Annotated in this window: 25 protein-coding genes; 8 read left to right on the top strand and 17 right to left on the bottom strand. The window is 40.6% G+C overall.

Features of this window, described 5'->3' with window-relative positions; all coding sequences use genetic code 11:
- Positions 1-4 precede the first annotated feature (4 nt).
- Both rplU and LBB20_03775 read right to left on the bottom strand, forming a co-directional pair.
- On the bottom strand, positions 5-319 hold the full coding sequence (rplU, locus tag LBB20_03780; GenBank protein MDR2735920.1) for a 50S ribosomal protein L21: 315 nt from the start codon (positions 317-319) through the stop codon (positions 5-7).
- 69 nt (positions 320-388) lie between these two features.
- Entirely contained in the window at positions 389-1912 is a 1524-nt protein-coding gene (locus tag LBB20_03775) for a M3 family metallopeptidase (GenBank protein ID MDR2735919.1), read from the bottom strand.
- A gap of 790 nt (positions 1913-2702) precedes the next feature.
- On the opposite strand from LBB20_03775, the gene glgA reads away from it, so the two are divergent.
- The 3 genes from glgA to LBB20_03760 all read left to right on the top strand — a co-directional run bounded on the left by glgA (position 2703) and on the right by LBB20_03760 (position 5744).
- A complete protein-coding gene (glgA, locus tag LBB20_03770) occupies positions 2703-4157 on the top strand; it encodes a glycogen synthase GlgA (protein MDR2735918.1) in 1455 nt (484 codons plus the stop codon).
- Between the two features lie 208 nt (positions 4158-4365).
- A complete protein-coding gene (gene rpsT, locus LBB20_03765) occupies positions 4366-4632 on the top strand; it encodes a 30S ribosomal protein S20 (GenBank protein ID MDR2735917.1) in 267 nt (88 codons plus the stop codon).
- A 125-nt stretch (positions 4633-4757) separates the two neighbouring features.
- Positions 4758-5744: an NAD(P)-dependent glycerol-3-phosphate dehydrogenase gene (locus LBB20_03760; protein MDR2735916.1), complete on the top strand. Its 987-nt coding sequence runs from the start codon at positions 4758-4760 to the stop codon at positions 5742-5744.
- Here the strand turns inward: LBB20_03760 and obgE are convergent.
- Positions 5741-6733 carry a GTPase ObgE gene (gene obgE / locus LBB20_03755; protein MDR2735915.1) on the bottom strand — a complete coding sequence of 331 codons (993 nt, stop codon included), beginning with the start codon at positions 6731-6733 and terminating at the stop codon, positions 5741-5743. The genes LBB20_03760 and obgE overlap by 4 nt on opposite strands.
- An 84-nt stretch (positions 6734-6817) precedes the next feature.
- On the opposite strand from obgE, the gene lgt reads away from it, so the two are divergent.
- On the top strand, positions 6818-7639 hold the full coding sequence (gene lgt / locus LBB20_03750) for a prolipoprotein diacylglyceryl transferase (GenBank protein ID MDR2735914.1): 822 nt from the start codon (positions 6818-6820) through the stop codon (positions 7637-7639).
- Here lgt and yidD read toward each other — a convergent pair.
- Positions 7614-7853, bottom strand: coding sequence for a membrane protein insertion efficiency factor YidD (gene yidD / locus LBB20_03745; GenBank protein MDR2735913.1), 240 nt, complete (start codon positions 7851-7853; stop codon positions 7614-7616). The genes lgt and yidD overlap by 26 nt on opposite strands.
- A 96-nt stretch (positions 7854-7949) precedes the next feature.
- Between yidD and LBB20_03740 the strand changes: the two genes are divergently transcribed.
- Both LBB20_03740 and LBB20_03735 read left to right on the top strand, forming a co-directional pair.
- Positions 7950-8366, top strand: a complete 417-nt coding sequence (locus LBB20_03740) for a hypothetical protein (protein ID MDR2735912.1) — start codon at positions 7950-7952, stop codon at positions 8364-8366.
- A 206-nt stretch (positions 8367-8572) separates the two neighbouring features.
- Complete coding sequence (locus LBB20_03735; GenBank protein MDR2735911.1) at positions 8573-10237, top strand: penicillin-binding protein 2; 1665 nt, start codon at positions 8573-8575, stop codon at positions 10235-10237.
- A 57-nt stretch (positions 10238-10294) separates the two neighbouring features.
- On the opposite strand, the gene LBB20_03730 is transcribed toward LBB20_03735, so the two are convergent.
- The 9 genes from LBB20_03730 to LBB20_03690 form a co-directional block, all read right to left on the bottom strand.
- Positions 10295-11656, bottom strand: coding sequence for a hypothetical protein (locus LBB20_03730; GenBank protein ID MDR2735910.1), 1362 nt, complete (start codon positions 11654-11656; stop codon positions 10295-10297).
- 260 nt (positions 11657-11916) lie between these two features.
- Entirely contained in the window at positions 11917-12420 is a 504-nt protein-coding gene (gene rplI / locus LBB20_03725; GenBank protein ID MDR2735909.1) for a 50S ribosomal protein L9, read from the bottom strand.
- An 11-nt stretch (positions 12421-12431) separates the two neighbouring features.
- Positions 12432-12863 carry a single-stranded DNA-binding protein gene (gene ssb / locus LBB20_03720; GenBank protein MDR2735908.1) on the bottom strand — a complete coding sequence of 144 codons (432 nt, stop codon included), beginning with the start codon at positions 12861-12863 and terminating at the stop codon, positions 12432-12434.
- A gap of 5 nt (positions 12864-12868) precedes the next feature.
- Complete coding sequence (locus LBB20_03715) at positions 12869-13135, bottom strand: 30S ribosomal protein S6 (protein ID MDR2735907.1); 267 nt, start codon at positions 13133-13135, stop codon at positions 12869-12871.
- Positions 13119-13757 (bottom strand): aminoacyl-tRNA hydrolase, encoded by a 639-nt coding sequence (pth, locus tag LBB20_03710; GenBank protein MDR2735906.1) that lies wholly within the window; start codon positions 13755-13757, stop codon positions 13119-13121. The genes LBB20_03715 and pth overlap by 17 nt, the downstream gene beginning before the upstream one ends.
- A 9-nt stretch (positions 13758-13766) precedes the next feature.
- Positions 13767-14381, bottom strand: coding sequence for a 50S ribosomal protein L25 (locus LBB20_03705; protein ID MDR2735905.1), 615 nt, complete (start codon positions 14379-14381; stop codon positions 13767-13769).
- Between the two features lie 94 nt (positions 14382-14475).
- On the bottom strand, positions 14476-14925 hold the full coding sequence (locus tag LBB20_03700) for an NUDIX domain-containing protein (GenBank protein MDR2735904.1): 450 nt from the start codon (positions 14923-14925) through the stop codon (positions 14476-14478).
- A gap of 6 nt (positions 14926-14931) precedes the next feature.
- Complete coding sequence (rho, locus tag LBB20_03695) at positions 14932-16155, bottom strand: transcription termination factor Rho (GenBank protein MDR2735903.1); 1224 nt, start codon at positions 16153-16155, stop codon at positions 14932-14934.
- A gap of 854 nt (positions 16156-17009) precedes the next feature.
- A complete protein-coding gene (locus tag LBB20_03690; GenBank protein ID MDR2735902.1) occupies positions 17010-17822 on the bottom strand; it encodes an SDR family oxidoreductase in 813 nt (270 codons plus the stop codon).
- Between the two features lie 229 nt (positions 17823-18051).
- On the opposite strand from LBB20_03690, the gene trkA reads away from it, so the two are divergent.
- Entirely contained in the window at positions 18052-19398 is a 1347-nt protein-coding gene (gene trkA / locus LBB20_03685; GenBank protein MDR2735901.1) for a Trk system potassium transporter TrkA, read from the top strand.
- A gap of 5 nt (positions 19399-19403) precedes the next feature.
- Here the strand turns inward: trkA and LBB20_03680 are convergent, their stop codons facing one another.
- From LBB20_03680 to LBB20_03670, 3 genes are all read right to left on the bottom strand, one after another.
- Positions 19404-20030, bottom strand: coding sequence for a type II secretion system GspH family protein (locus LBB20_03680; protein ID MDR2735900.1), 627 nt, complete (start codon positions 20028-20030; stop codon positions 19404-19406).
- Positions 20027-20605 carry a hypothetical protein gene (locus tag LBB20_03675; protein MDR2735899.1) on the bottom strand — a complete coding sequence of 193 codons (579 nt, stop codon included), beginning with the start codon at positions 20603-20605 and terminating at the stop codon, positions 20027-20029. The genes LBB20_03680 and LBB20_03675 overlap by 4 nt, the downstream gene beginning before the upstream one ends.
- 100 nt (positions 20606-20705) lie before the next feature.
- Complete coding sequence (locus LBB20_03670) at positions 20706-21764, bottom strand: hypothetical protein (GenBank protein MDR2735898.1); 1059 nt, start codon at positions 21762-21764, stop codon at positions 20706-20708.
- Between the two features lie 29 nt (positions 21765-21793).
- Between LBB20_03670 and hemW the strand changes: the two genes are divergently transcribed.
- Positions 21794-22915: a radical SAM family heme chaperone HemW gene (gene hemW, locus LBB20_03665; GenBank protein MDR2735897.1), complete on the top strand. Its 1122-nt coding sequence runs from the start codon at positions 21794-21796 to the stop codon at positions 22913-22915.
- On the opposite strand, the gene alaS is transcribed toward hemW, so the two are convergent.
- Positions 22892-25558, bottom strand: a complete 2667-nt coding sequence (gene alaS / locus LBB20_03660) for an alanine--tRNA ligase (protein ID MDR2735896.1) — start codon at positions 25556-25558, stop codon at positions 22892-22894. The genes hemW and alaS overlap by 24 nt on opposite strands.
- Positions 25559-25562: the final 4 nt, after the last annotated feature.

Raw genomic sequence — 25562 nt, 5'->3', positions numbered from 1 at the left:
TCATCTAAGCCGTTATAGATTCAACCTTCAGCACGGACAATTCCTGACGATGTCCTCTTTTCCTGGCATAGCCTTTGCGACGTTTCTTTTTGAATATACGCACCTTCTTACCGCGTTTATTTTCAAGAATTTTAACCTTAACCACAGCACCATTTACATAGGGTGCACCGATTTTAGCATCGTCTCCTTCGCCAAGGACAAGAACTTTTTTTATGTCGACGATATCGCCTGGTTGGGAACCAACATAACGATCCACAAAAACAATATCTCCATCCTTAACAAACAATTGCCTACCCTGGGTCTCAATAATAGCTTTCATCGAAAAACAAACGTTTCCTGAAATAAAAACTGCCTTCCTACAAAAGCAAGATTATTTTTGGTTTTGTTTTTATTTTTTATTTTTATTTTCATCAACATCCGGCTGCAAACATCCTCGCCGCATTAAAAATGGCCTAATGTCTGGCTCTCTTTTGACAAAAAATTTAAAATTTTCCAAAGGGTCCACACTGTCTCCAACGCTCAGGATTTTGTCACGGAACAAATGGCCAGTGGCTCTATCAATAACACCATTGGCCTTGAATAATGTAAATGCATCAGCATCGAGGACCTCAGACCACATATAGGAATAATATTCCGATGCATAACCTCCACTAAAAATATGACTAAAACGATAGATTATGCTAGGTGGTTTTTCTCTGTAATCTATCCTATATTTGCCTAAAACATCCTCGAGGACGGCATCCAGCGTTTGACAGGAATTATATTTGGCGTAATTTCCGTACAACTCAATGTCCATAACAGTCAGGTCAAGTTGACCCATCAATGATAAGCTGGCCATGAAACTACGCGATGCCAACAACCTATTGAATAAATCGGCAGGAATCAACTCCCCGCTGATATGGTGTTTAGCAAAAAGGGCCAATGACCTAGGCTCCCAGCAAAAATTCTCCATCAGCTGGGATGGCAATTCTACAAAATCCATGGCCACGTGATAACCATTAAGTGACGGATAATCTACCTTCCCAAACATCAGGTGCATGAGATGACCAAATTCATGAAAAATAACCTCGGTTTCTGAATGCAACAGCAACGATGGCTCTCCCTGGGTCGGCTTTGGAACATTAGCACAAATAACACCAACAGGATAGTGCCATTTCCCGTCACTGTGGATTCCACCACAGACCAGGCCAGAACACCAGGCTCCGGAATGTTTGTTTTTACGCTGATATAAATCTGCAAAAAATCCACCAATAAAATTTCCATTGGATTCAAAAATTTCATAATACTTTACGTCTTCATCCCATACCTGTACCAAACCATTAAAATATTCACCAGCTTCCGAGCCAAGGGCCACAGTCTTTTTCTCGATTATCTTTATACCATAGAGTTCTTCCACTATTTTAAACAGGCCATTCATCACATTGTTGATTTCAAAATATGGCCTAAGCTGCTCCCGATCGAAACCATATAAATCGGTCTTCATTTTTTGCCCCAAATAGGCCCTGTTCCAAGGAGTCAATTCACCATCAACGTTTGTTTTTGCATAGAAATTTTTTGCATATAATCTCAAGGCAGTTAAATCCTTATCGAACTGAGGTTTTGCTTCCTCATAGACTTTTGCCAGAAAACTATCCACATCGGCTTTTGTTTTCAGCATGTTATGCTTTAGAACAAAGTTAGAGTAAGAATCATTGCCAAGTAATCTAGCCTTCTCGTCTTCCAGGGCCAGGATCCTATTAACAATAGCTTGATTTGAAAACCTACCGTCACGGCAAAGATTTCTATGGGCAACAAGTATCTCTTTGCGCAGATCATCATCATCTAGGTATTTGCTACAAACCTCTACACAGGAATCATCCAGAGAAATTTTGTATTCCCCTGCCCTTCCGGCTTTGTCAGCTTCACTGGCCATGGATTTCATCATCGACTCGGGTAAGCCCAATAACTTATCTTTCGTAACAAATTTTTCCCAGGCGTTCCTTGCGGCCAACACATTGTCTCCAAACTTATAACATAATTTCGATAGCTCCGACGATATTTCAAGCAATCTGGCTCTGGCCCTAGCATCCAAATTGGCCCCATGGTCGACAAAAAGATCGACGATATTTTTGAGAAGTTTTTTTTGAACTGGCAACAATTCATTGGCCTCTTTGGAACGGGAATAGCTATCAACCCTTTGCCATAGCTCCTGGTCCAATGGTATGGATGCACTAAATTCAGATATTTTTGGTAAAATCTCGTATATTACCTTGGTGGTTTCATCGCAATTGCTCACGGCATCCAAATGGCCTAGCAAAGAAGACGCCTGGGATAGTTCTTCTTCGGCATACTCCATGGCCAATATGGTATTGGAGAAACTAACCTGATCCAATGGTATTTTTTTTATATCATCGAGCCTGCTTTTGGCCAAATTTATTGCATAGTCAACATCCGCCGTTGCCTGGTTTACATCAAGCCTATTCCCTATGTTGCGACCTGGGTAACAAAACCTATGGGTACTGTTCCTAATACCGGTTATTATAATATGGTCATTATTATTTGCTGATTCATCAGCGGCATTGGTAACGATTGGCATGTTGCTAATAATCCATGTCCAACCTAATACTGTGGTCAATAAAATTAAAATTAATACCCAGGTTCTTCCAAAACTCTTGCGCATGACCCTATATCCCATATATTCAAGAGGGGGTTTTTCAATAAGAATGTCGGATAAATTAAAAATTTTGATGGTATCTCCGGAATGTGTACCATTCGCAAAAACTGGCGGGTTGAGTGACTGTGTAGCATCGTTATCTCTACATTTGTCAAAACTAGGCCATGATGTCCGAGTGGCCATACCATTATACTCCGAAGTTGAGCTACCTGGATCCACCAGGGCAAACACCGATCCGATGATAGTGAACATGGGTTATGGTATCGAATATGCAAAATTATGGGAACATAGGAATGAAAACCTGACCACCTATTTTATTGAATTTAATAAATATTTCGCCCGGAATGGCATTTATTCCGGTTGCTATGGCGATCACCATGACAATCCCGAAAGGTTTGCATTTATGTGCCGCTCTGCTTTGGATTTATGTTACTTCAAAAACTGGATACCTGACATAATCCATTGCCATGATTGGACCACCGGACTAATTTCGGTCCACCTTTGCACCACCGAACGAAACAAACCCCTTGGGCGTGTCGGAAGTGTTTTCACTATACATAACATACAACACCATGGACTGTCACCCAGAAGCATTTTGGCATTTTCTGGTATTCCAGACCATGTGTTCAGACCCGATGGGGTCGAAGCCGTTGGTCTGGTCAACATGATGAAAGCTGGCATATATTTTTCCAAAAAATTAACCACTGTAAGCCGTTGCTACTCAAAAGAGATACAAACGCCAGATTTTGGATTCGGTCTGGACAATGTCCTAAAATTCAAAGCCGGCGATCTGATCGGCATCTGCAATGGCATTGACACTTCCGTCTGGAATCCCGAAACCGACAGGTTGATACCTGCTAACTATTCAAAAAAAAATTTGACCGGCAAGCTAGCATGCAAAATGGAATTACAAAAAGAATTTTGCCTGGAGCAAAACCCTGGTATTCCCATATTTGCTGTGGTGTCCAGACTGGCCGAACAAAAAGGCTTAGATATTCTTGTAGCTATTCTGCCTCATGTACTTAACCACATGTCCGTCCAGTTTGTCATTCTTGGAAATGGTGAATTTTGGCTCGAATCTAGGTTTAACGAATTGGCTTCGATCTATGGCCCAAAGATAGGAGTTTACGTAGGATTTGATGAAAAATTATCCCACCTGGTCATGGCCGGATCAGATTTTATTGTGATTCCCAGTAGGTTCGAGCCCTGTGGATTAACCCAAATGTATGCAATGAGATACGGCACTTTACCCGTTGCCCACCAGACCGGCGGACTGTCGGATACCATAGAAAATTACGACAAATCCGCAAACCTGGGCACCGGATTCCTATTTTCAGACCTGAGCAACGATGCTTTATACAATACCATTGGCTGGGCCTGCGCCACCTATTATGATGACAAAATCGGTCTCGAGGCTATAAGATTCAGGGCAATGCAAAAAGATTTTTCCTGGAAACGTTCAGCTGAAAAATACATCCAAGTCTATCACTGGGCCAGGCAGTAATCCAAAAACAAAATTACCGCTAAACAACTCGCTCTACAGGTAATTATTATAACAAAAAACAGTCAAATCAGGACAGTTGATATGATTGCATCTACTGCTCTTGGGGGCAAAATTTGTAAATATTTTTTAAAAGAAAAATTTTGTATTTTTTTATGTTGACACACCATATGACCGACCTATTGAATATAGGACATAAATTGTTGAAGAGATGGCAAACAAGAGGGCATCGTTAAAAAGTATGAGGCAAATAGTAGCAAGAACTGCTAGAAATAAGGCTTCACGTAGCAAGATTAAAACTCTGGCTAGACAGGTGCAGAGGGCAAAATCTTCCAAAGCCACCGATGCTGCTGACGTTGCTAAAAAAAGAACAATTGAATATATTTCTTATCTTGACAAAGCAGTTAAGAGTGGAGTTATTCATAGAAACAAAGCAGCCAGACATAAAAGTAGGCTGGCAAAAATTGTTATGAATTAGTTAATTTCCCATCCATATCCCATCCAGCCCCCGGTTTCAATCCCTGTTTTCCGGGGGCATTAATTTTCAGGCAGTCCAGGGTTTGATCAGATAGTAGGAATGACTAATTGTTGACATTGACTGATATGAGGTTAGATGATTTTAGTATGAATATAGCAATTGTCGGGGCCGGTGCATGGGGTACAGCTATGGCATTACATGCAAATCGCTGTGAACACAAGGTTACACTTTTCCCAAGAGATCAAAAGGAACTCGATAGGATAGCCATCCACAATGAAAACGTAGACTATTTTCCTGGATTTACAATACCAGACGAAATAACACTGACCCTGGACTTCAACTTGTTAGAGTCATCTGATGTGATCTTCATAGCCTGTCCATCCGTTGGCCTGAACGACCTATGCAACAACATAAAACAATACAACCTACAAAAGGACTGTTGTGTCATATCGCTATGCAAAGGATTGCCCTATGATTCATTGACCTTCCCATCGGACATCATCGAAAGCTCCATATCCACGTCCTTTGCCATATTTGCTGGCCCGACCTACGCTAAAGAAGTGGCCAAAGGGTTACCAACAAACGTCGATTTGGCTTCAAAAAATAAAGCCATTGCCGATATCGCTAATAAATTGAACTTTGGAACCATCGGCATCCGGTGTACCAGTGACATAAGAGGCGTAGAATTAGGCAGTTGTTTGAAAAACATCTATGCCATAGGCGCTGGAATTTTAGATGGAATGGAGCTAGGCGATAATTTTAGGTGCGCTTATATAACCTCAGCCATTAAAGAAATCTCCGACATCGGTGTGAATTTTGGTGGCCAACGTGAAACTTTCTATGGCGCAAGTGGTCTTGGTGATCTGATGGCAACCTGTTCCGGAGTATGGAGCCGAAATAGAACCTTCGGCGAACGGATCGGAAGAGGTGAAACTCCGGAAAAAATACTCGCGACATCTATCTCTGCCATCGAAGGTTACAAAACATCGAAAATATTTTTTAACGAATGTACAAAGCTTGGCCTGAAAATACCAATAATGGAAAAAATATACCACATAGTCTATGGCGGTAAAAGTCTAGAAGAAGCGGATTTCCATTCGTGCATCCTCTAGTTTTTCCTCAGGACTTTCCCAAGAACATCAATCAATTTTGCAATGCCACTGCCAGTTTCACAGGATATTTCTATTAGATCTTGACCGGTCGTTCTTTTGAATTCCTCCAGGTTAGTTTTTGATTGGTCCATATCCATCTTGTTACCAACCAAGATTTTATTTTTTTTTACCAGATCTTCATTATAGTGAGATATCTCGGATATCAAAGTATGATAATCTTCCACCGGCGAACGGTTGTCCGTACCGGCCATATCTAGCAAAAATAGCAAAATATTACATCTTTCTATATGCCTCAGGAACCTCAGGCCTAATCCCTTATTTCGATGAGCATCTTTTACTATGCCTGGAATGTCTGCAATTGTTATCGATTCGGACAGGCCTTCGGATTGTAACACTCCTACCCTGGGCCAAATTGTCGTAAAAGGATAGGCACCAATTTTTTGCTTAGCATTGGTAATCAAACTGATAAGTGATGACTTCCCGGCATTTGGCAGCCCGATCAGCCCAACATCAGCAATGGTTTTCAACACAAACAAAAATTCTCCACTCTCACCAATGGCTCCGGGAATTGTACGTCTAGGTGCCTGGTTTGTAGAGCTTTTGAAATTCATATTGCCTTTGCCACCAGCACCACCGGCTAACAAAATCACGCGCTGGCCATCACTAAGTAACTCACAGGCCATGGTTCCGGTCTTAATATTCTGCACCACAGTACCTTCTGGAACTTTCAGAATGCAATCGCCGCCATTGGATCCATGCTTCTGTGCTCCTCTGCCCGGCTGACCGTTTTCAGCCCTTCCATAGGGTGTAAATCTATATTGAGATAAATCACTTACGTTCGAATCGCAGAGCAAAACCACGTCACCACCTTTGCCACCATCGCCGCCATCAGGGCCACCTTTCGGCATGAATTTTTCCCTGTGAAAACTAAGGCAACCATCGCCGCCTTTGCCGGCACTTAATAATACTTTGGCCTCATCAACAAACATTACTGAAATTGTTACTGATCAATGGCAATGACAAGATAAAATTTATAGACAAATTCGATATCAATTCTAGTTATAGTTCAAGTTATGGTCCTAGGGTACATCGTTCACAGTATCAATCCATTTATCTTAAAATTCCCCGAATGGTTCATAATATCAGGAATCAGGTGGTACGGAATACTTTATGTCATCAGCTTTCTGATAACTTTCGCCTATCTTAATCACGATAGCATTAGCAAAAAATCTGTGATAAAAAAGCATCAAACCGAACAACTTATCCTATTCTGTGCCGGTGGTGTTATAATCGGCGGCAGACTGGGCTATTGGTTGCTATATGACCTGTCAACATTTTTAGCCAATCCATTGATAATATTAAAGATATGGAACGGTGGCATGGCCAGTCACGGAGGATTCATTGGAGTAATACTCGGCCTGGTATTGTTTTCGCATAAAAACAAACTTAATCTGCTACAAGTGACCGACACCATCAGTGCCATAGCGCCAATTGGGCTATTCCTCGGCCGAATAGGAAACTTCATCAATGGAGAGCTGGTGGGCAAAATATCCTATCTGCCCTGGGCAATGAAATTCACGAACAACGGAGCCATTGACCAGGAAATTATCCAACCACGTCATCCTTCCCAGCTATATGAAGCATTTTTTGAGGGATTATTTCTGTTTTTTTATCTACGATACAGAATGAAAAAAGTCACGACGCCAGGGATTTTATCGGCAGAATTTTTGATAGGCTATTCCTGTGCTAGATTTTTTTGCGAATTTTTTAGAGAACCGGATGCTCCACTGATTTTTACCCTATCCCGTGGACAATTTTTCAGCATTTTTTCATTAATATTTGGAGTTATGCTAATTATATATGTTAAGGTCAATACTCTTTGTCGCAGTCGTTAAACGGATTACAGGCAATTAATCTCTTGGCAATCAAATACAAAGCCAAGCACACTCGGTGTTTTTTTAACGCAATTATCGCATATTCCGAACAGGATGGGCTAAATCTACAGCCGCACCCGGGACCAAATATATACGGCTTTAACGGAGACAAAAATACTCTGTAACCCTTTAGAATTAAAATCAATATATTACTGATGATTTTCTGAATGGCCATATTTGGACAACTAAATAGCGATAATTGTGATATTTATTCAAAAATCAATAGCGATTGCTATTGATTTTTGTAAAATATATGACAGCGTATTAGTCTATGAGTAAGGATATTAATATTTATGTAATAGGTATGTGTTGCTTACTGTTAACTGGTTGTGACACCACCGAATCATCACTAGGTGGCGCGGCGCTAGGTGCAGCGGCTGGAGCAGGTATTGGCTACGCCATAGATGGTGGTGCCGGCGGAGCTGCACTTGGTGGAGTTCTTGGTGGCCTAGGTGGCGCCGCTATTGGCCATAATATCGGTTCAGAGAACGATAAAAAGGATGCAAAAATTGCCAGACAAAAGGAAGAATTGCGTAGAGATCGGAGAGATAATTATTCAAGCTATGATTACGATAGACGAAGGTATGAAGAAGAAGAAATCCGCAGGAAAGACCTGGAAAATAAATTACTCAGGAAGGATTTGGAAAGAGCCAGGCTCGAAAAAGAATTGAGTGACACCTACAGATAGTCATTGTGGATACTATCAATCTATATACTCATATCAAAAGTTGTAATTTATTTTATAACAAAATTTTAATTTTTTTATAAATTTATAGGAAAACCGATATTCCACTGGTTATGTCCGCATGAATAGCCGAATAATAGGCATAATTTTATAAAGCTTTGCTAACTAGTACAAAAATTTCTGTCAGGTTTTTTTTTACTTTGACCGGGATGTTGTTGTGCTTTCTATGTATATTTTGCAGGACGCTGTTTATCTCTGTCATTGATAGACATAAATATATTCCCTATGTGGAAAAATTACGCTCCAGCGTAAAAATCCAACAATCCAAACGAGGCCAGATACTAGACCGTAATGAGGTTGCCATGGCCATGACAAATTGTCTCATCGACATCGGGGTCGACCCCTGTGTGGCCGACTATGAACGTGACTTTCAGAAAATACAGCAATTGGCAGCCATGCTAAACATGAATCCTGATGCATTGAAAACCTGCTTCCAAAGGTGCAAATTCCTAAAAAATCAGAAGGTACTGGATATTAGATGGAAAAAGATCAAAACAATAGAAAGCGACACATTGTTTGAACGCATATTGGCACTCAAAATTAAAGGTGTTTATGGTACAAAAAAGTATAAACGGCTCTATCCAACCGATGGCCTGGCCAGTCAGATCATAGGGTTCATAAATGATGATGGCACAGCTTCTTGCGGTATCGAAAAATCGATGGACAGATACCTAAAAGGCCAGGATGGATTGATAGAATCGGAAAAAGATGGTAACCACAAAGAGCTACGCCAGTTCCGGAAATTAGACATCAATGCTCAAAATGGCTGTGATGTGGAGCTATCCATCGACATTATAATACAAGACATGGTCGAAAAAGAGTTGGATAGTATAATTGATAAATTTCATCCCCAATGGGCAACTATCATCGTAAGCGATGCAACAACGGGCGAAATCCTAGGCCTTAGCAACAGGCCAACCTACAACAACAACTTGTACAACAAAGCTAGCATCGATAGTTTTCGAAATAGAGCAATTACAGATATTTATGAGCCAGGTTCCGTTTTCAAAATAGTTGCTTCAAGCATCGCCCTTGAACAGGGCCTAATAACACCAGAGACTGTATTCGATTGCAGTAAAGATTACATAACTGTCTCGAATCGAGAGATAAAGCTACCAAAGGATCATAGCAAATTCGACAAATTATCTCTGACCGATGTGTTGAGAAAATCCAGCAACCGAGGAATGGCTCATATCGGACTGATACTTGGCAAAAAAAGGCTCTATGAAGCGGCAAAAGCCTTTGGGTTTGGTAAACCCACAGGCTATGGACTAGATGGTGAAGTTCCTGGCATTTTGCACCCATATAATAAATGGGATAGTCTAACCATAACACGATTTCCCATGGGCCATGCGATAGGAGTAACACCCATGCAAATACATCAAGCCATGGGAATTATTGCCAATGGTGGATTTTTGTTAAAACCACAAATCGTGAGAAAAATCGTCGATCATTCCGGCCATAATGTGTTAAAATTTCATCCCGAGATAAAAGGAAAAGTATTATCCTACAAAACGACAAATATCATGATAAACATCCTGTATGACCCAAATAATAAGGATGCGAATATAAACGGTCTGGGCATTGTATATAAGACCGGAACATCACAGAAGATTGTGAATGGTAAATATTCATCGTCTCATCATATTTCTTCTTGTTCTGGATTTTTTCCCCAGGATTCCCCCCAGGTACTTATAACCGTAGTCATTGATGACGCAAAACTGGACAATGGTATAGCCTGGGGCCATCGAGTCGCCCTACCGTCTTTAAAATCGTTGGTAGATAAAATTTCCAGGTATATCGATTTACAATAAAGTAAAAAGCCACAGATACTTCTGCAGCTTTTTACTAGCAACATCCTAGATTTTGACCTACCAATGGCGATTACGCCTTCCTCTGGTTCCGCGTCTTCCTCTAGTTCTACGCCTTCCTCTGGCTCTACGTCTTCCTCTGGTTCTACGCCTTCCTCTGGCTCTACGCCTTCCTCTGGTTCTACGCCTTCCTCTACCAGTACCACTGTAGTAAGAATAGGATGAACCACTTGACCCATAGGGAGAATAGGATGATAATGACGGCGTATATGTTGGCGAGGGTGGTACAGACGAGGATACTAATGAGGGTCCAGACGGGTGTGTTAATAATGGTGTAGACGAGCGTGTTAATAGTGGTGTAGGTGTAGATAATGGTGTGAGTGTAGATGAAGATGTAGGTGGCGGCATTAATGGTAATCCGTCAGAAGCTGGAGTTGTTAATAAAATGCCATTGCCAGTGCTATAATCAACAACTCCATCACTTAAGTTATCAAATACGAATGTAAGATCATAGTATTTAGAACATAACATACCTATGTATAAAAAGATACTATTTCTATCTTTAACACCTCTAAGATCATTCGTCAATGCGTTATACTTATTATCATCTAGTAACAAAAAAATTGTAATGGTTACCCATTTATACTGTTTTGCAGATGACTTATCTACATTATATGCACCTTTATTTAGATCACTTCCAGAAACATCAGTCAATAGGATCGACTGAAATACATCATTTACCGACTGATCATTAATAATTTTATTAATTTTATACTCTTTTAATACGCCATTATTTATGTTATAACTAATTACATTTGTGTATGCTCTATTTGGGCAATGGGCATATTTGGCTGGACTTGGTAATAGTGTCCAATTATTACCATTTGGCCTTCTTTGAGCAACGATATAGAGGCTTATATCAAAAATATTAATACCTCCTGCAGTGATTTGATTTAAAGAATTTGCAATATCTTTATCCAGTTCATTCACATCTATTATCAGTTTTTGCTCATTATTTTTCGTCTCGTCTTTGTAAATCGCCGCAATATTTATTCTTGCTTTAGCCTTGGCTGCACGATCTAAACTATGCGCACTACCACTAACAACATTACTCGTTTTTTCTCGTACATTGGCTTCTAGTGCAAAGCAGATTTTCGGCGAATTATCACTACTATCACCATCTCCTATAATAAATGGCACCCTAACAGGATAATTAAATTCCTTTTTATTGTGGGTAAGAACTCCTGGTTTGCATTTATTATAAACAGCATCTGTGTAATCATAATCATTGAGATTCGTAAGAAGTGTATTATTGGCATCACAAATCTTCCGTATGTTTACTGTACCAGCAAAGCTAGATGAAGTAAGCCCAAAAGCCGAGCACAATGAAAGCAACATAACAATATATAATCTTTTTTCCATATCCCATCAACTGATTTACAAATACTATACTAGTCAGGTTGTTCAAGTCAACAACTTAGTAAAAATAATATAAAATATAAAATTATTTTAACAAAAAATTTACCAATGCTAGAATTAACTGCGTCGGGTTACAAAGGAATCCTATACCCACAATTATTTTGCTCAAAATAACCTATTGACGGTAAAAATAATGATAGAATTTATTAAATCCCGAGGTATTCTGAATAACCGGAGTTATAAATAGGCCAATCACTAAAAGGCTAACCTTTGTTATCTGTATCTTTATTTGCAACAGCTACAGGTTGTTGCGCAGCATCTTCGGACACCACATCAAAAGCCAGATCAATAACAATGTCTCGATGCAATCTCACCTTGGCGATATGTCTACCTACATGTTTAGCAGGCTCCATATGAAGTATTTTTTTGTTCAAATTGACACCAAACTCAGCCAACTTGGCTATTAAATTAGCTGCTGTGATGGATCCAAACATTTTCCCATTCTCGCCTATCTTAGCTGAAAATGACAACGCCAGGCCGGCGATGGCTTCGGCTGTGGATTTTGCCCTGGCCAATTCATCGGCCTCACGCTCCAGGCGTTTTTTTTGCAAAGCCTCAATTTGTTTGCCGTTAGCCCTGGTCACCGGAATAGCTATCCTATTAGGTAATAAATAGTTTCTGGCGTAACCAGCTCTGACACTAACCCTATCGCCCTCAGCGCCTAGATTCTCAACCTTTTTCAGTAACAAAATATTAGCAGTAGCCATTTCTTAAAAAATCAAAAAGGAACATCCTCATCACCGCTGATCTGATCCTGGGAAGAATCATTGGAAACAACGCCAACCCGTTCTAATCCAGTACCATCTAAGTTATCATCCCCTTTGGAACCAACAAACTGAAAACTCTCAAGAACAACAACCAGTTTACTGCGTTTTTCGCCGGAGGAAGACTCCCATTGATCCAATCTCAATCTACCCTCTATAAATATAGGTTTACCTTTGGTAAAATATTTAGATATCAAATCAGCTTGCTTACCAAAGCAATCCACATCCACAAACACAACCTCCTCGCGACTATCTCCTTCCTGGGAACGACTAATACGAGTAGTCGCGAGGCCAAACTTACAAATCGATACACCACTATTGGTCGTCCGGATCTCCGGATCTCTTGTCAAATTTCCAAGCAGTATGACTTTATTAAAAGATGCCATTTCACTTATTTACAACGCTCTATCATTATCCTATTGATGGTTTTATCCAATGCGAATCTATCATTAATCATCTTTGGAATACTAGAACCGGCTTCAAACAAAATCCGAACATAAACACCGGCCTGAAATTTTTTATCGGTTATCCTTTCAAAAACTTTCTGACCAATGTGGATCGTATCACTCAGCTGACAGCCAAGTGCAACAAACGCATCCTTCAATTTATCGATCAAAGACTCCAAAGAATCCTGATAATTTCTAGTATCCAACACCATTGTCGCCCGGTAGCGATACATCTTCACTGTGCTTTCCAATACCACGATTTATGAAGTTCATAGAGTAGCTGGCACCTTTGTCAAGCAGTAGCTTCAGTCCATCGAAAATATTATTCAAATTGCTGTCAATTTTTTCTCTATCTTCAGCCGGCAATTGGCCAATTACATGATCTGCAAGCATCATAAGCCTATGTTTTTTCCCTCCTATACCTATTCTAAACCTGGAAAAGCCATGGCCCAGGTATTCAGCTATGCTTTTTATTCCATTGTGACCTGCATCTCCTTCTCTTGTAGTTAGTTTATACTCACCAACAGGGATCGTTATATCATCGCAAAGAACAACGACCTCCTTGGCATCTATTTTAAAATAGGAACAAAACCTTGAAACCGCCGGCCCAGAATCATTCATAAATGTAGCTGGCCGAACCAGAAAGATAGGTCTTTCTTTATATAGCACCTTGGCAAATCTACAGCCCAGTGAATTGTCACGCTTCCAGGAAGCCAATTCAATGGCAAAAACACGACTGGCAAATTCACTAAGTACATGGGCACCAACATTATGCCTTGTGCCATCATATTCAACGCCCGGGTTACCAAGGCCAATAAATACACGGGGCAACATGCCAACGGACTAGGATTTCGAAGATTCAGCTGGTTTTGGTTCCTCGGCAGAAGGTTCATTCTCTGCAGATTCATTCTGACCTACACAGGACAGAACAATGGCATCGCTGCTACCAATCAACTCAACACCTTTCGGCATAGATATGTCTTTAATATGGATCGAATTTCCGACTTTTAAGTTGCTTACATCGATAATGATATGCTCCATCATGTCCTTCGGAAGACAACGAACACCAAGCTCATGACGAACCTGCTCGATAATGGCGCCTTCATTTTTCACACCATAGGATTCACCAACCAACTTTATAGGAACCACCAGATGGATTTTTTCATTTTCTGAAATTTCATGAAAATCCACATGCATAAACCTACCTGAAACAGCCTCGCGCTGAACTTCGGCCACAATTGATAACTTCCTTACCACTTCGCCGCCCAGCTCAACTATGGCCGCTGAACTTCCCTTTTCTTTCATAAGGACACGCAGGTCCTTATCCAAAACACTGATCAGATGTACGCCAGATTTTCCATATACCACAGCCGGAATACGTCCTTTCCTGCGCAATCTGTAAGAACTATGGCGTCCAACTTCACTTCTTTGATCAATAGAAATTTGTAACTGTTTCATAATATACCAATCCTAACCGACAATACAACCTGGTCTATGTTGTATGGCAAAGTCATAAAAAATCAACCAAAACTTTGATCGGCTACACATAAATTTAAAAATATCCCGGCAATTGTGCCTTAAGTACTTGAATTTTAGCTATCTTCCATTCTACCAGTCCAGAACACCCAGAGGCTTTTATCTCATCCTGGGATAGCCAAAAATACTCCGGAACTTCCTTGACATTCGCCACAATGGGCGGTAACTCTCCAAGCCGACAATAAAACGTGGTATCTATTATATGGTTACCATGGATATCCATATATAGATTGCTGCAAAGGTAATGCAATGCCACATCAATATGAAAACCAAATTCTTCTGATACCTCACGCCGCACTGTATTCTCAAGTATATCACGGTGGCCATCGCCGATCTCGACTTTACCACCGGGAAAAATCAACGCTGGACCTAGATTACCAACACTGCGTTTTATCAAAAGAAACCTGTCGGCGCATTCTATCGCACAGACACCTTTAACCATAAACCTGTGTTTTATTTCATCCACAAATAACTAACGATTCACATTCATTAAAAATTCCACATTATTTTGAGTCTTTTTCATCCTGCTTATGAGCATTTCCATGGCTTCCGTGTGATGGACTCCTTTCATCGCCCGCCGCAATCCATATATTTTGGTTATCTCATCAGGATGATACAACAGCTCTTCTTTTCTGGTACCACTGCGTTCTAGGTTTATTGCAGGAAACAACCTTTTGTCCGATAGGGCTCTATCGAGATGAAGTTCCATATTTCCAGTGCCTTTGAATTCTTCGAAAATAACATCATCCATCTTGCTGCCGGTTTCAACCAAAGCCGTGGCTATTATGGTTAAACTACCGCCATTTTCTATGTTTCTTGCCGAACCAAAAAATTTCTTAGGTAATTGTAATGCATTGGCTTCCACACCACCAGATAGCACTTTACCACTGCTTGGCTGTTCGGCGTTATAAGCCCTGGCAAGTCTGGTTATAGAGTCCAAAAGAATTACCACATGTTGGCCGGCCTCGACTCTCCTCCTTGCGTTTTCCGCAACTATCTCCGCCGCATGTACATGACTATCGGGAGACTCATCAAATGTGGAGCTGATAACCTCGCCCAAGGTCTGTCTTGAAAAATCAGTAACCTCTTCGGGCCTTTCATCGATTAACAAAATTATGAGATGGGCATCGGGCCGATTGTTTGTTATCGCATTTGCAATTCCCTGCAACAACACTGTTTTACCTGTCCGCGGTGGAGCAACTATTAACCCTCTCTGGCCTAGGCCAATGGGAGTTAATAAATCGACAATTCGCATAGAAAAATTATCCCATTTTACGCCATCGGTGGTCTCCAGTAAAAGACGCTCCGTCGGGTAATAGGGCACCAGTTCTTTAAACCGTGGTAGCATAGACACTTTATTTGGATCAAACCCAAGAACATCATTTACTCTTAAAACAAATGGACAGGTAGACTGTTCCAATTGGGGATGGATACAGGCCTCGATGTTTTGGCCTCGTCTAAGCCCATAGTATTGCATCAGACATTTTGGTATATAGGCACTTTTGGGCCGTATGCGGTAGTTATCAGCTCTGTACACAATAAGACCATCACCGCCTTCTATTGACTCTATAATACCTGAAACCAACACAGCCCTTTTTTTCAAGTAGGCCTCGGTGATACACAGATCGATGATTTTGCCTTTAGAAATAAATTTGTCGCTCGATAACCCGAACAGATTGATAGCCTTACTCTCCATTACATCCTGGGGATCACCGTATATATCCGACATGTTGAAGGTAGGCTTGGTGTCATCTATGACAGAGACCGCAAGCTCATCCAGTAGGTCTTTTCTTTGGAAAAAACTCAAATTTCTCAGGTTCCCAAGAGAAAACGCTCCAATTCTAACCGTTGACTGAAATCTTTTCTTCAGACCATTGCTGACATAATGTTGTTTTTGATGTATATTTTGGCTTTGGCCTTTATCTTGCTGCGGATGATTATCTTTATATTGAACCTTATTTTGCCTAGTTTCGCCCCTAGGTCTAAAAGAACTGGGTTTATCCACGATGTTTACCTCAGCATATTCCGGAAGGCTATTCAGCGTCAATTCACTGCCTACTTTAATTTCATTTAGACTAGCATTTGGCGACCAATCGTCACCAACTACATGGGAATCAGTGTACTCACAGACCAGAGACGTACAGGCGTCATTTTTACTGTGTGATGCCGTACCTCTGGCAGTTTTAACGCCGGCATGATCTTCTAATTTATCAACATTGTCTCTAATTTTTCTAGGTCTACCACGCAGGCCTTTTTTAATATTCTCGTTTTTAGACTGTACAATTTGCCCCTCCTGGATGTCATTTTCGTTCATAACATTAGTATACTTTTGTTTTATTTCTATAAAAATCTACCAAACCGATTATTCGAAAGATTAATAATTTTGATATCAAGCAAATATTTCAATTATTTTATAAAATTACTTTTAATCAATCCCTATTGATAATAGCCCTAATACAACCGTCTTGGCCTTTTATGATGAGAAACCCTAACTACACAATAAAAAAATTCACATTCTTGTATAAGATACTCAAAATAATACCATTGGCACTAGGAATTATTGGCGCTTGATTTCGTAACAGCATCGACCAGTTCATTGTCAAAATAATTAATATCCATGCCGGCATTTACCACAATGCCCTGACCGTTAATACCGCTTGATCTATTACTCAGTAAAAAAAGCACCGTATTTGCCACCTCGTCGGTGCTAATGGCTTTCTTTCGAAATGTCATTTTTTCAGCATATAAATAGTTATTTATATAGCCTGGTATGCCAGCTGATGCACTGGTTTTCAATGGGCCGGCCCTAACCGAGTTGAACCTAACATTTGTGTCAGCGCTGAACGACTTTGCCAAAAACCTCACACTGCTATCAAGCGCTGCTTTAATCGGAGCCATATAGCCATAGCTTTCAGCAGTCACCTGGGATGAGATCCCCATTGTAACCACCGAGGCGTCTGTAGAAAATATTGGTTTTAATACCCGGGCCATCTCCACCAAAGAAAAGCAGGAAATCGTAACGGATTGCAAAAAATCTTCTCTGGTGGTATCATAAAACTTACATATACCGGCTGAATAATTTGCAAAGGCTATCGAATGTACGAATCCATCAATTTTTTCACCACTTTTCGCAAGATTTTCCCCAAGGGCCAAGATATCTTCACGGTTTTCAACGTCACATATATACACCTCCTCACCGGCAATTAAATTTCCCAGAGCCTCAAGTCTAGCCCTAGACCTCAGGCTAAAAATCACCTTCGCACCCTCGGCTTTTAACTGCGAAGCCACAACCCAGGCTATGCTTTTCCTATTTGCAACTCCTGCCACCAAGATTCTTTTGTTCTCAAGATTTAAAAAGCTCACGGGTATATGAAAAAAATTGAGATAGCGTTGGAAAGTTGAAAATATAAAAAAACATAAGAATGCAAAAACGTAAATACATAAAAACGTAAAAACGTAAAAACTTAATAATATAAATCTACACCGGTAAAATAAAATTAATAAACGATCACAAAAACAAAAAATATGTTAATTATGAGATTCTATGATTGGCAAAATGATTAGCAAAGGCTAGATTATATGACCTATAGTTATGGAAATCACCATTGTTGGAGCAGGTAATGTGGGGAGTTTTTTGGCAGAGACTTTTAGTCAGTCTCATAGAGTAACGGTTATAGATATTGATCCATTGGCATCTAAGGCAATCTATGAACGATGCGAAGCTCGCATCATATGTGCTAATGGCTGTTCTGCTGAGACATTGATAAACGCAGGAATCGAAAACTGTGACTTCTTCATGGCCATGATGAACGACGACAAATCCAACCTATTGTCCGCTTCCATAGCCAAAGCTCTCGGCGCCGAAATGACGATCTGCAGAGCCAGGGACAGAACCTATGTGGATAATTCTCAGCTAAACTATCAATTGCATTTTGGCATAGATATGTTTGTTAATCCCGAGGCATTGTGTGCCATAGAATTAGCAAAGGAAATAATAAACCCTGGGAGAGTAGCTGTGGAAAATTTCGCCAGAGGTTCCATAGATGCCCAGCAAATAAAAATCAGCGCTGATTCAAAATTTGTTGATAGGACACTGCGAGAAATAAGGCTGGATCCAAGCGTTCGAATAGGATGTATCTGTCGCAATGACAAATATGAGGTGGCCACGGCCGAAACCAACATGTGTATCGGCGACATACTAACAGTGGTAGGAAATTCTGTTGCTATAAGCGAAGTTCGCGACCAATTAAAGCCCCAGGAGTTTCCAGAATCATCGTCGATAACAGTGTTTGGAGGTAACGAAACAGCAATAGCTCTGATCAGATATTTGAGCGACTCAAAATATAAGATCCGCATCATTGAAAAAAACAGAGAAACCTGTGATCTTCTGTCGCAACAGTTTAGGAACATAACCGTCATCCACGGTGACGCCACATCGATAACTCTGATGAAAGAAGAACAAATTAACCTCAGTGACTATTTCATCGCCTGCACAAAAGATGATGAGGAAAACATAATGACCTCACTGCAGGCCTGCCACATTGGGACTAAAAATGTCATGCTTACTCTGAATAAAGGCGACTATGAAAACACACTTATGAATATAACCAAGGGTCTCGGTATCAAGAGGATAATATACCCTCGGGTGGCAACAGCCAACGAATTGATCAAATATCTTTCAACGGAAAAATGTGTAGAATTATCGAAATTTCCTGATAATTCCGGATCATTTTTAGAGCTAAAAGTTTCAAAAAATAGTGAATGTATCGGTAAAAAAATGAATGAAATCCAATGGCCAAAAAATTGCGTAATCGTTGCCCTATCGCATAAATTCAGCACAAAAGTTCCCCGGGCAGAAGATGTCATAAATGCCAACGATAGAATGATCGCCATAGTGGATAATGAAAACACACAGAAATTGAAAAAGCTTTTATTGTAAGAGACTTATATCTCCCAGCTTAGGACATCAACCGCATCATCCCTCACGGCTGCGTAATTTTTACCTACTTCGGCACAACTAAAAACCACCACAGATTCATTAAGGCCATCGGCGGGCACCTTGGTTTTAACCGACGGATAGGCATCGAAGGCAGATTGGAGAATTCTGGCAGAAGGAATATTTGAATTAGAAAAAACAGCATAAATAGCCGGGTTATTAAAACTGTCTGCTAATCTATCTTTTTGTATAACGGAATTTTGTTTATACAAATCGCTGTTTGTTATGTCGATGAATCTTAACCTTTTTGGATTCAAATAGAGCAAATCCTCTGGCATGGAATCATCAACGTAATTACAATTACCCACAAGCATTGATGAAAATATTGTACTTTTGTCAACAAAAGAATGGGCTAGATTCGGGGTCAATATATCTGGCCAACAGCCATATTCGTTATAGTAGCTCTTCAACGCATTGACTATCTGGGAAAAGCGTATCTTTGTTTTGGAAATTTTTACAGAGCGACTGGATTTATTTATGGCTGGCAGGGCAATGGATATCAATATACCCACAACCGAAATAATTATAACCAGCTCTACCAGTGAAAATCCTATGGTTTTTTTGTAATTTTTCATAATATTCCAGTGTTATCTGCAATTATATCATCACCTTTATGTTGCGAAATCGTACCGTCGTTGCCAATAACTACGGTTTTTATTCCGTCCACACCCTTGCTAACTAATACAAATGAATGCCTTGTCCATACCCTGTTATCCACATCATTCCTTGTGGCATAATAATACAAATAGCCATTGCCGAACTGATCAATAAATCTTGCGTCTAGTTCCCTTATTCTTGTATTGATGAGGCTTATTTTTTTCCTATCACCAGGGTGAGCATCGGCAGGATCATCAGGGACCACAGCACCAAATGGATCCATATTTCCTTTTAGTGCCGAGTTTAAAGTTTTGCTGTTTTCATCGTCATCTGAATTGTTCGATACCCTTGGGTAATCCCCATGAATCTCCTTGTACTTTTCCAGTGCAGCTACCAATCCAACAAGTTCGGCAACCACACGATTTCGATTAACATGTTCTCTATAAACCGACTCAACTCTGCCTAGGAAAGCATATATCAATAACATCAAACCAATGGTTGCTACCACTTCAAGTGCACTGAATCCAGACAATTTTTTACATAAATTCCTCACAATGGCATCCGGAACATATACTGCCTGAACAAAATCTGCTATTTTTTGATAATTCCACGGACCCTGTTTCCAACTACAAACAAATCCATGGAATAATCATCTATCTCACTACCACCATGTCATCATCCTCTTTGTCATCGAAATTAAAATCATCCACAACCTGGCGGCCATTGGTTCGGCGTTCCTGACGTTTGGGTTCTACCCTATTGTACCTGGATTCCTCGATCATCGAAGCGTTTTCGCCAACTTCGATGGGAATTTTTAGTTCATTGAATCCCCTTGCGTACACAAACAGAGATCCCACATCGCTGTTATTACTACCTTCGATTTGTACCTCGGCAAACCGACTACCTTCGGGAATCCTGACTTCTGGCATAATAACACTATCCGGAATATCTGTCGTTATATCTAGATCTATTCCTCCTTCCGGAGCATCATGGTCTATGAAAAAAGACAACATTGCCTTTTCGCCATTACCAATCCTTATGGATTCCACATCGGTGCCTAATTTAGAAACATCAATAAAAAATTTATCGATAATCACTTTCTCTTCGCCGCTGATTAAAATCACATCATAGAAAGTACCAGCATCCATCAGTGGTATCGTAAATTCGATGGCTCCTTTCGTCACATTATTGACTCTAGCCGGCACGCCACCAACCCTGATCATATCTCTTGGTAAAAAGCCTGATCCTAGTATACAAACCCTTGCACCAACTGGTCCTCTTTTGCAGTCCATGCCAAGCACATACTTATCACTTATCGAGAGGTTGAATAGTTCGGTTTTTTCCACTTCCCTTTCTACTATTGATCCATTTTTATCCACTACCTGACGAACCAATTCGTAATAATATGGTACTTTGCAGACTCCATCGGGAATTTTGTAATCATAGTAAAATAGATTGTTGTCTATGTCATTTACCTTCATTTCATGCCTCTTCCCACCGATTACGATGTAGGGTTTTATCCCTCTTTTTCGAAGGTTATCACTATTATTAATGGATATGGTCATTGTGTATATATTTGACTGATTACGAGACACATGACCAGGTGTCATATCATTGACTATGGAAGCACACCCACCTAATCCTAATCCAAAACACAAAAACATAAATCTGGAAAATTTGGAAAATTTGTAAAAAAACTCTTTTAGTTTCATATTTTAGCAATTGATACAAAGATACAAAAATGAATCTGCAAGCAAAACCTTACACAGATAACCCACTCGGACTGTACGTTCACGTACCGTTTTGTCCAACAAAATGTGCCTATTGTGCGTTTTACCAAGAATCTATATCGAAATTTTCCGTTGATAGATACGTGGAATATCTGCAAAGGGAATTACAAAACATCGAAGATAGCCGAGCTTTTACAACCATATATTTCGGTGGTGGCACACCGGGGGTTTTAACTCCAGAGCATATTGTAACCATTGGCCAGGCCATCGAAAAAAAGTGTCACCAACTTCCCGTCGAGTGGACGTTTGAAATGGCACCATCTACGGTAAAAATCGACAGATTAGCCGCATTAAAAGAAATTGGTATCACACGTATCTCACTTGGCATACAAAGCTTTAACGATCACACCCTCGGACTATTTGGTCGTAGACAATCCAATCAACTGGGTGCCTATTATAGGCTTCGAGACCAAGGTTTTTCCAATATCAATATGGACCTGATTTTTTCGCCAATCCACCAGACGCTCAGATCTTGGGTCGATGATCTTAACCAAGCCATTTGTCTAGCTCCTGAACATCTATCCACCTATTGCATGACCCAGGAAAATGACCCTAGTATTCCTACGGATGAGGACAAGGAAGCGGAATTTTATATAGAGACCTGCGACATATTAAGAGCCAATGGATTCCAGCAATACGAGATTTCAAATTTTTGCCGGCCAGGCCAGGAATCCCTTCATAATATAAATACCTGGAAAATGGGTGAATGGCTTGGCCTGGGACCATCAGCTAGTTCCCAGTACAGATTCCGGAGATATACAAATATTCCGTCACTGCAGCAATGGATGGCCGGTCTTGATTCTGGCATAGCAACCTTGGCCGATGATACCAAATTATGTTCACGTGACCTGTTCATAGATAGCTTGCTCTTTGGCCTGCGAATGAACCAAGGCGTTGATCTACTTAGCCTAACAGCCAAGTTTGGCGATCACAGCAACGCCAGCTTAGAAGATTTATTCCGTCGACTGGTGGATGAAAACTATGCCCAGGTCAACGAAACAACCCTGGCACTAACTGATTCCGGACGTTTACGTTGTGACGCCATAGAACTAGAGATTCTTCAGTGTTTCTAACCTTTCGCTAAACAGGCTGCTTTGTTTTACGCCACCCATGGCCAGTTCTTCATTGCCACCGCCTTTGATATCGATTTTTTCTGACAATTTTTTAAGCATAAGGTTAGCTTTTATCCCGTTCGCCAGAGCTTTCCTAGAGCACGAAATTAAAACAGCACCAGACCTATCAGGCATTTTACCGCAAAGCACAAACCAAAAGCCATCTGACAATTTTTTGGACAGCAATAAAGCAATGGATTTAAGATCAGCAATATTTTCTACATCAATGACATCTAGAATAAACTTAAGATCGTTTTTCAGCGAACAATTGTTAACAAGGGCATTAGCCACAGCCTCATTTTTACTATTTTTCAACATCTTCAACTGACTTTCCATGCAGGCACTATGCTCGATCATATGGGTGAAATTTTCAAAGACCTTATCAATTGAACAGGACAGTTTTTTTGAAATATTTTTCAAATCTCCGATGACTTTTTCCACAAATGAAAACGCAGCAAATCCTGAAACGGCCTCAATTCTTCGGACACCAGCGGATATGGCACTCTCGGACAGGATCTTAAAAAACCCTATTTCGCCGGTACTGGCTGCATGACAACCACCACACAACTCGCAGGAAATGCAACCGATGGTCACAACTCTTACGATTTTACCATATTTTTCACCAAAAAATGCTATACAGTTATCCGGTTTTTCGGCAAATGGCATGGTCTCGCACTTCACGGGCAAATTCTCTAATATGCAACGAGTTACAATATATTCAATGTCGTGTATTTGCTCATCCGAAAGCGGAGAAAAATGGTTGAAATCAAATCTTAATTTTGTGCTGTCTACCAAAGAACCAGCCTGCTTTACATGATCACCAAGCACATCCCTCAGAGCAAAATGCAACAGGTGCGTGGCCGTATGGTTTCGCTGGATGCTTTTCCTTCTTTCCATATCAACAACACATTCAACCCTATCTCCAAGCTTTAGGCCAACATTTTTTGGCAACCTGTGCAGAACAAGATTCGATTCATTCCTAATCGTAGCCAAAACTTCGATCGACCTACCATCCAGGCATAGGCTACCCGTGTCGCCAACCTCGCCACCCATTTCAGCGAAAAACGGAGTGCTGTCTAAAATCACGAAATTGCCAGTTTTGTCATCAACTATGCCAACAACTTCGGCAAAAAATTTTTTATTTTTATCCAAGGAATAGCCTACGAAAGATATCTTTTCCTTATCAACCGAGGCAACGGCTAGGGATACTTTTTTTTGCGATGACCGTGCCCGTTGGCGCTGCCTATCCATTTCCTGCTCAGCAGCTTCCATATCTATTCCAAGCCCTCTCTCCTCGGCCATCAGTTTAGTCAAATCAATGGGGAAACCATAGGTATCATACAATAAAAACACATCCTCACCGGAAATCATCCCACTTTTATTGCTGCTACAAATCTTCTCCAGCACCCTGATGCCGCGGCCGAGGGTCCGATCAAACGAGATCTCTTCCCTCACCAATGTATCATATATAACAGCTTTATTATCAATGAGTTGTCCAAATATTTTTCCCATTTTTTCGATTACCACTTCGGATAATTTTGCAAAAAAACCGCTTGGTAATCCCATTTTTTTACCAAAAAGCACTGCCCTCCTGAGAATCCTCCTCAGCACATAATTCCTCCCTTCGTTGCCAGGCAAAATTCCATCAGCAATGCCGAATGTCAGGGTACGAATATGGTCAGCGATGGCTCTAAAATAGAAGTCGACTTTCTCAGTATCTGACATAAAAGACCTTGAAACCGAGATAGTTCCGGCATATTTCAATCCGGACAAGCGCTCCAGCTCGGCAAATATATAGCTAAACAAATCGCTGTCATAATTGGACGGCTGCCTCGAAAAATCACTAAAATTATTCGTAGTGGCCATTATTCCAACGACCCGTTCCAGCCCCATACCGGTATCCACGTGCTTCTGGGCAAGTTTTTTAAAAGAACCGTCCGAATTGGCATTATATTGGATGAATACCAAGTTCCAGATCTCCAAACACATACACGATCCAGCATTGACAATATTTCCATTCGTATCGCCGCTTTCAGTCAGATCCATGTGGATCTCGGAACAAGGGCCACAGGGACCGGTGTCACCCATCATCCAAAAATTATCCTTTCGGGAACATTTTTTTATATGTACTTCTGGATCAAGCTGTTCTGAAGCAAATATCTCCGACCATATGTCAAAGGACTCCTGGTCAAATTCCGCCGGCTCACCATCGTTTGGGTGATAAACCGTAGCGTAGAGCCTATTTTTGGGAAACTTCCAAACTTTTGTTAGAAGCTCCCAGGCCAGCTCTATAGCCTCCTTTTTAAAATAATCACCAAAAGACCAGTTACCGAGCATCTCGAAAAAAGTATGATGATAGGTATCAAAACCAACATCGTCCAGATCATTGTGTTTTCCGCCGGCCCGGATACAGGTCTGAACATCGGCAACCCTTCTGTCGATGGGCTCCTGGCTACCTAAAAAATATGGCACAAATTGGTTCATACCGGCGTTCGTAAATAGAAGGTTTGGAGACTCCGGTAACAACGACGCAGATGGTAAAATTTTATGTCCATGGGACGAAAAAAAATCAAGAAACTCACTACGTATTTTTGCAGAATCCATCGCA

This window comes from Puniceicoccales bacterium (assembly GCA_031283585.1).
GTDB lineage: Bacteria > Verrucomicrobiota > Verrucomicrobiia > Opitutales > LL51 > JAIRTH01.
Note: the sequence above shows the minus strand (reverse complement) of the source record. Positions and strands in the feature narration are given on the sequence as shown.

What these genes read in the sequence shown, in the direction of transcription:
- rplU (MDR2735920.1), bottom strand. Translation starts at nt 319, where the DNA reads ATGAAAGCTATTATTGAGACCCAGGGTAGGCAATTGTTTGTTAAGGAT.
- LBB20_03775 (MDR2735919.1), bottom strand. Translation starts at nt 1,912, where the DNA reads ATGGCCAGTGAAGCTGACAAAGCCGGAAGGGCAGGGGAATACAAAATT.
- glgA (MDR2735918.1), top strand. Translation starts at nt 2,703, where the DNA reads ATGTCGGATAAATTAAAAATTTTGATGGTATCTCCGGAATGTGTACCA.
- rpsT (MDR2735917.1), top strand. Translation starts at nt 4,366, where the DNA reads ATGGCAAACAAGAGGGCATCGTTAAAAAGTATGAGGCAAATAGTAGCA.
- LBB20_03760 (MDR2735916.1), top strand. Translation starts at nt 4,758, where the DNA reads ATGAGGTTAGATGATTTTAGTATGAATATAGCAATTGTCGGGGCCGGT.
- obgE (MDR2735915.1), bottom strand. Translation starts at nt 6,733, where the DNA reads ATGTTTGTTGATGAGGCCAAAGTATTATTAAGTGCCGGCAAAGGCGGC.
- lgt (MDR2735914.1), top strand. Translation starts at nt 6,818, where the DNA reads ATGGTCCTAGGGTACATCGTTCACAGTATCAATCCATTTATCTTAAAA.
- yidD (MDR2735913.1), bottom strand. Translation starts at nt 7,853, where the DNA reads ATGGCCATTCAGAAAATCATCAGTAATATATTGATTTTAATTCTAAAG.
- LBB20_03740 (MDR2735912.1), top strand. Translation starts at nt 7,950, where the DNA reads ATGAGTAAGGATATTAATATTTATGTAATAGGTATGTGTTGCTTACTG.
- LBB20_03735 (MDR2735911.1), top strand. Translation starts at nt 8,573, where the DNA reads ATGTTGTTGTGCTTTCTATGTATATTTTGCAGGACGCTGTTTATCTCT.
- LBB20_03730 (MDR2735910.1), bottom strand. Translation starts at nt 11,656, where the DNA reads ATGGAAAAAAGATTATATATTGTTATGTTGCTTTCATTGTGCTCGGCT.
- rplI (MDR2735909.1), bottom strand. Translation starts at nt 12,420, where the DNA reads ATGGCTACTGCTAATATTTTGTTACTGAAAAAGGTTGAGAATCTAGGC.
- ssb (MDR2735908.1), bottom strand. Translation starts at nt 12,863, where the DNA reads ATGGCATCTTTTAATAAAGTCATACTGCTTGGAAATTTGACAAGAGAT.
- LBB20_03715 (MDR2735907.1), bottom strand. Translation starts at nt 13,135, where the DNA reads ATGGTGTTGGATACTAGAAATTATCAGGATTCTTTGGAGTCTTTGATC.
- pth (MDR2735906.1), bottom strand. Translation starts at nt 13,757, where the DNA reads ATGTTGCCCCGTGTATTTATTGGCCTTGGTAACCCGGGCGTTGAATAT.
- LBB20_03705 (MDR2735905.1), bottom strand. Translation starts at nt 14,381, where the DNA reads ATGAAACAGTTACAAATTTCTATTGATCAAAGAAGTGAAGTTGGACGC.
- rho (MDR2735903.1), bottom strand. Translation starts at nt 16,155, where the DNA reads ATGGAGAGTAAGGCTATCAATCTGTTCGGGTTATCGAGCGACAAATTT.
- trkA (MDR2735901.1), top strand. Translation starts at nt 18,052, where the DNA reads ATGGAAATCACCATTGTTGGAGCAGGTAATGTGGGGAGTTTTTTGGCA.
- LBB20_03680 (MDR2735900.1), bottom strand. Translation starts at nt 20,030, where the DNA reads ATGAAAAATTACAAAAAAACCATAGGATTTTCACTGGTAGAGCTGGTT.
- LBB20_03670 (MDR2735898.1), bottom strand. Translation starts at nt 21,764, where the DNA reads ATGAAACTAAAAGAGTTTTTTTACAAATTTTCCAAATTTTCCAGATTT.
- hemW (MDR2735897.1), top strand. Translation starts at nt 21,794, where the DNA reads ATGAATCTGCAAGCAAAACCTTACACAGATAACCCACTCGGACTGTAC.
- alaS (MDR2735896.1), bottom strand. Translation starts at nt 25,558, where the DNA reads ATGGATTCTGCAAAAATACGTAGTGAGTTTCTTGATTTTTTTTCGTCC.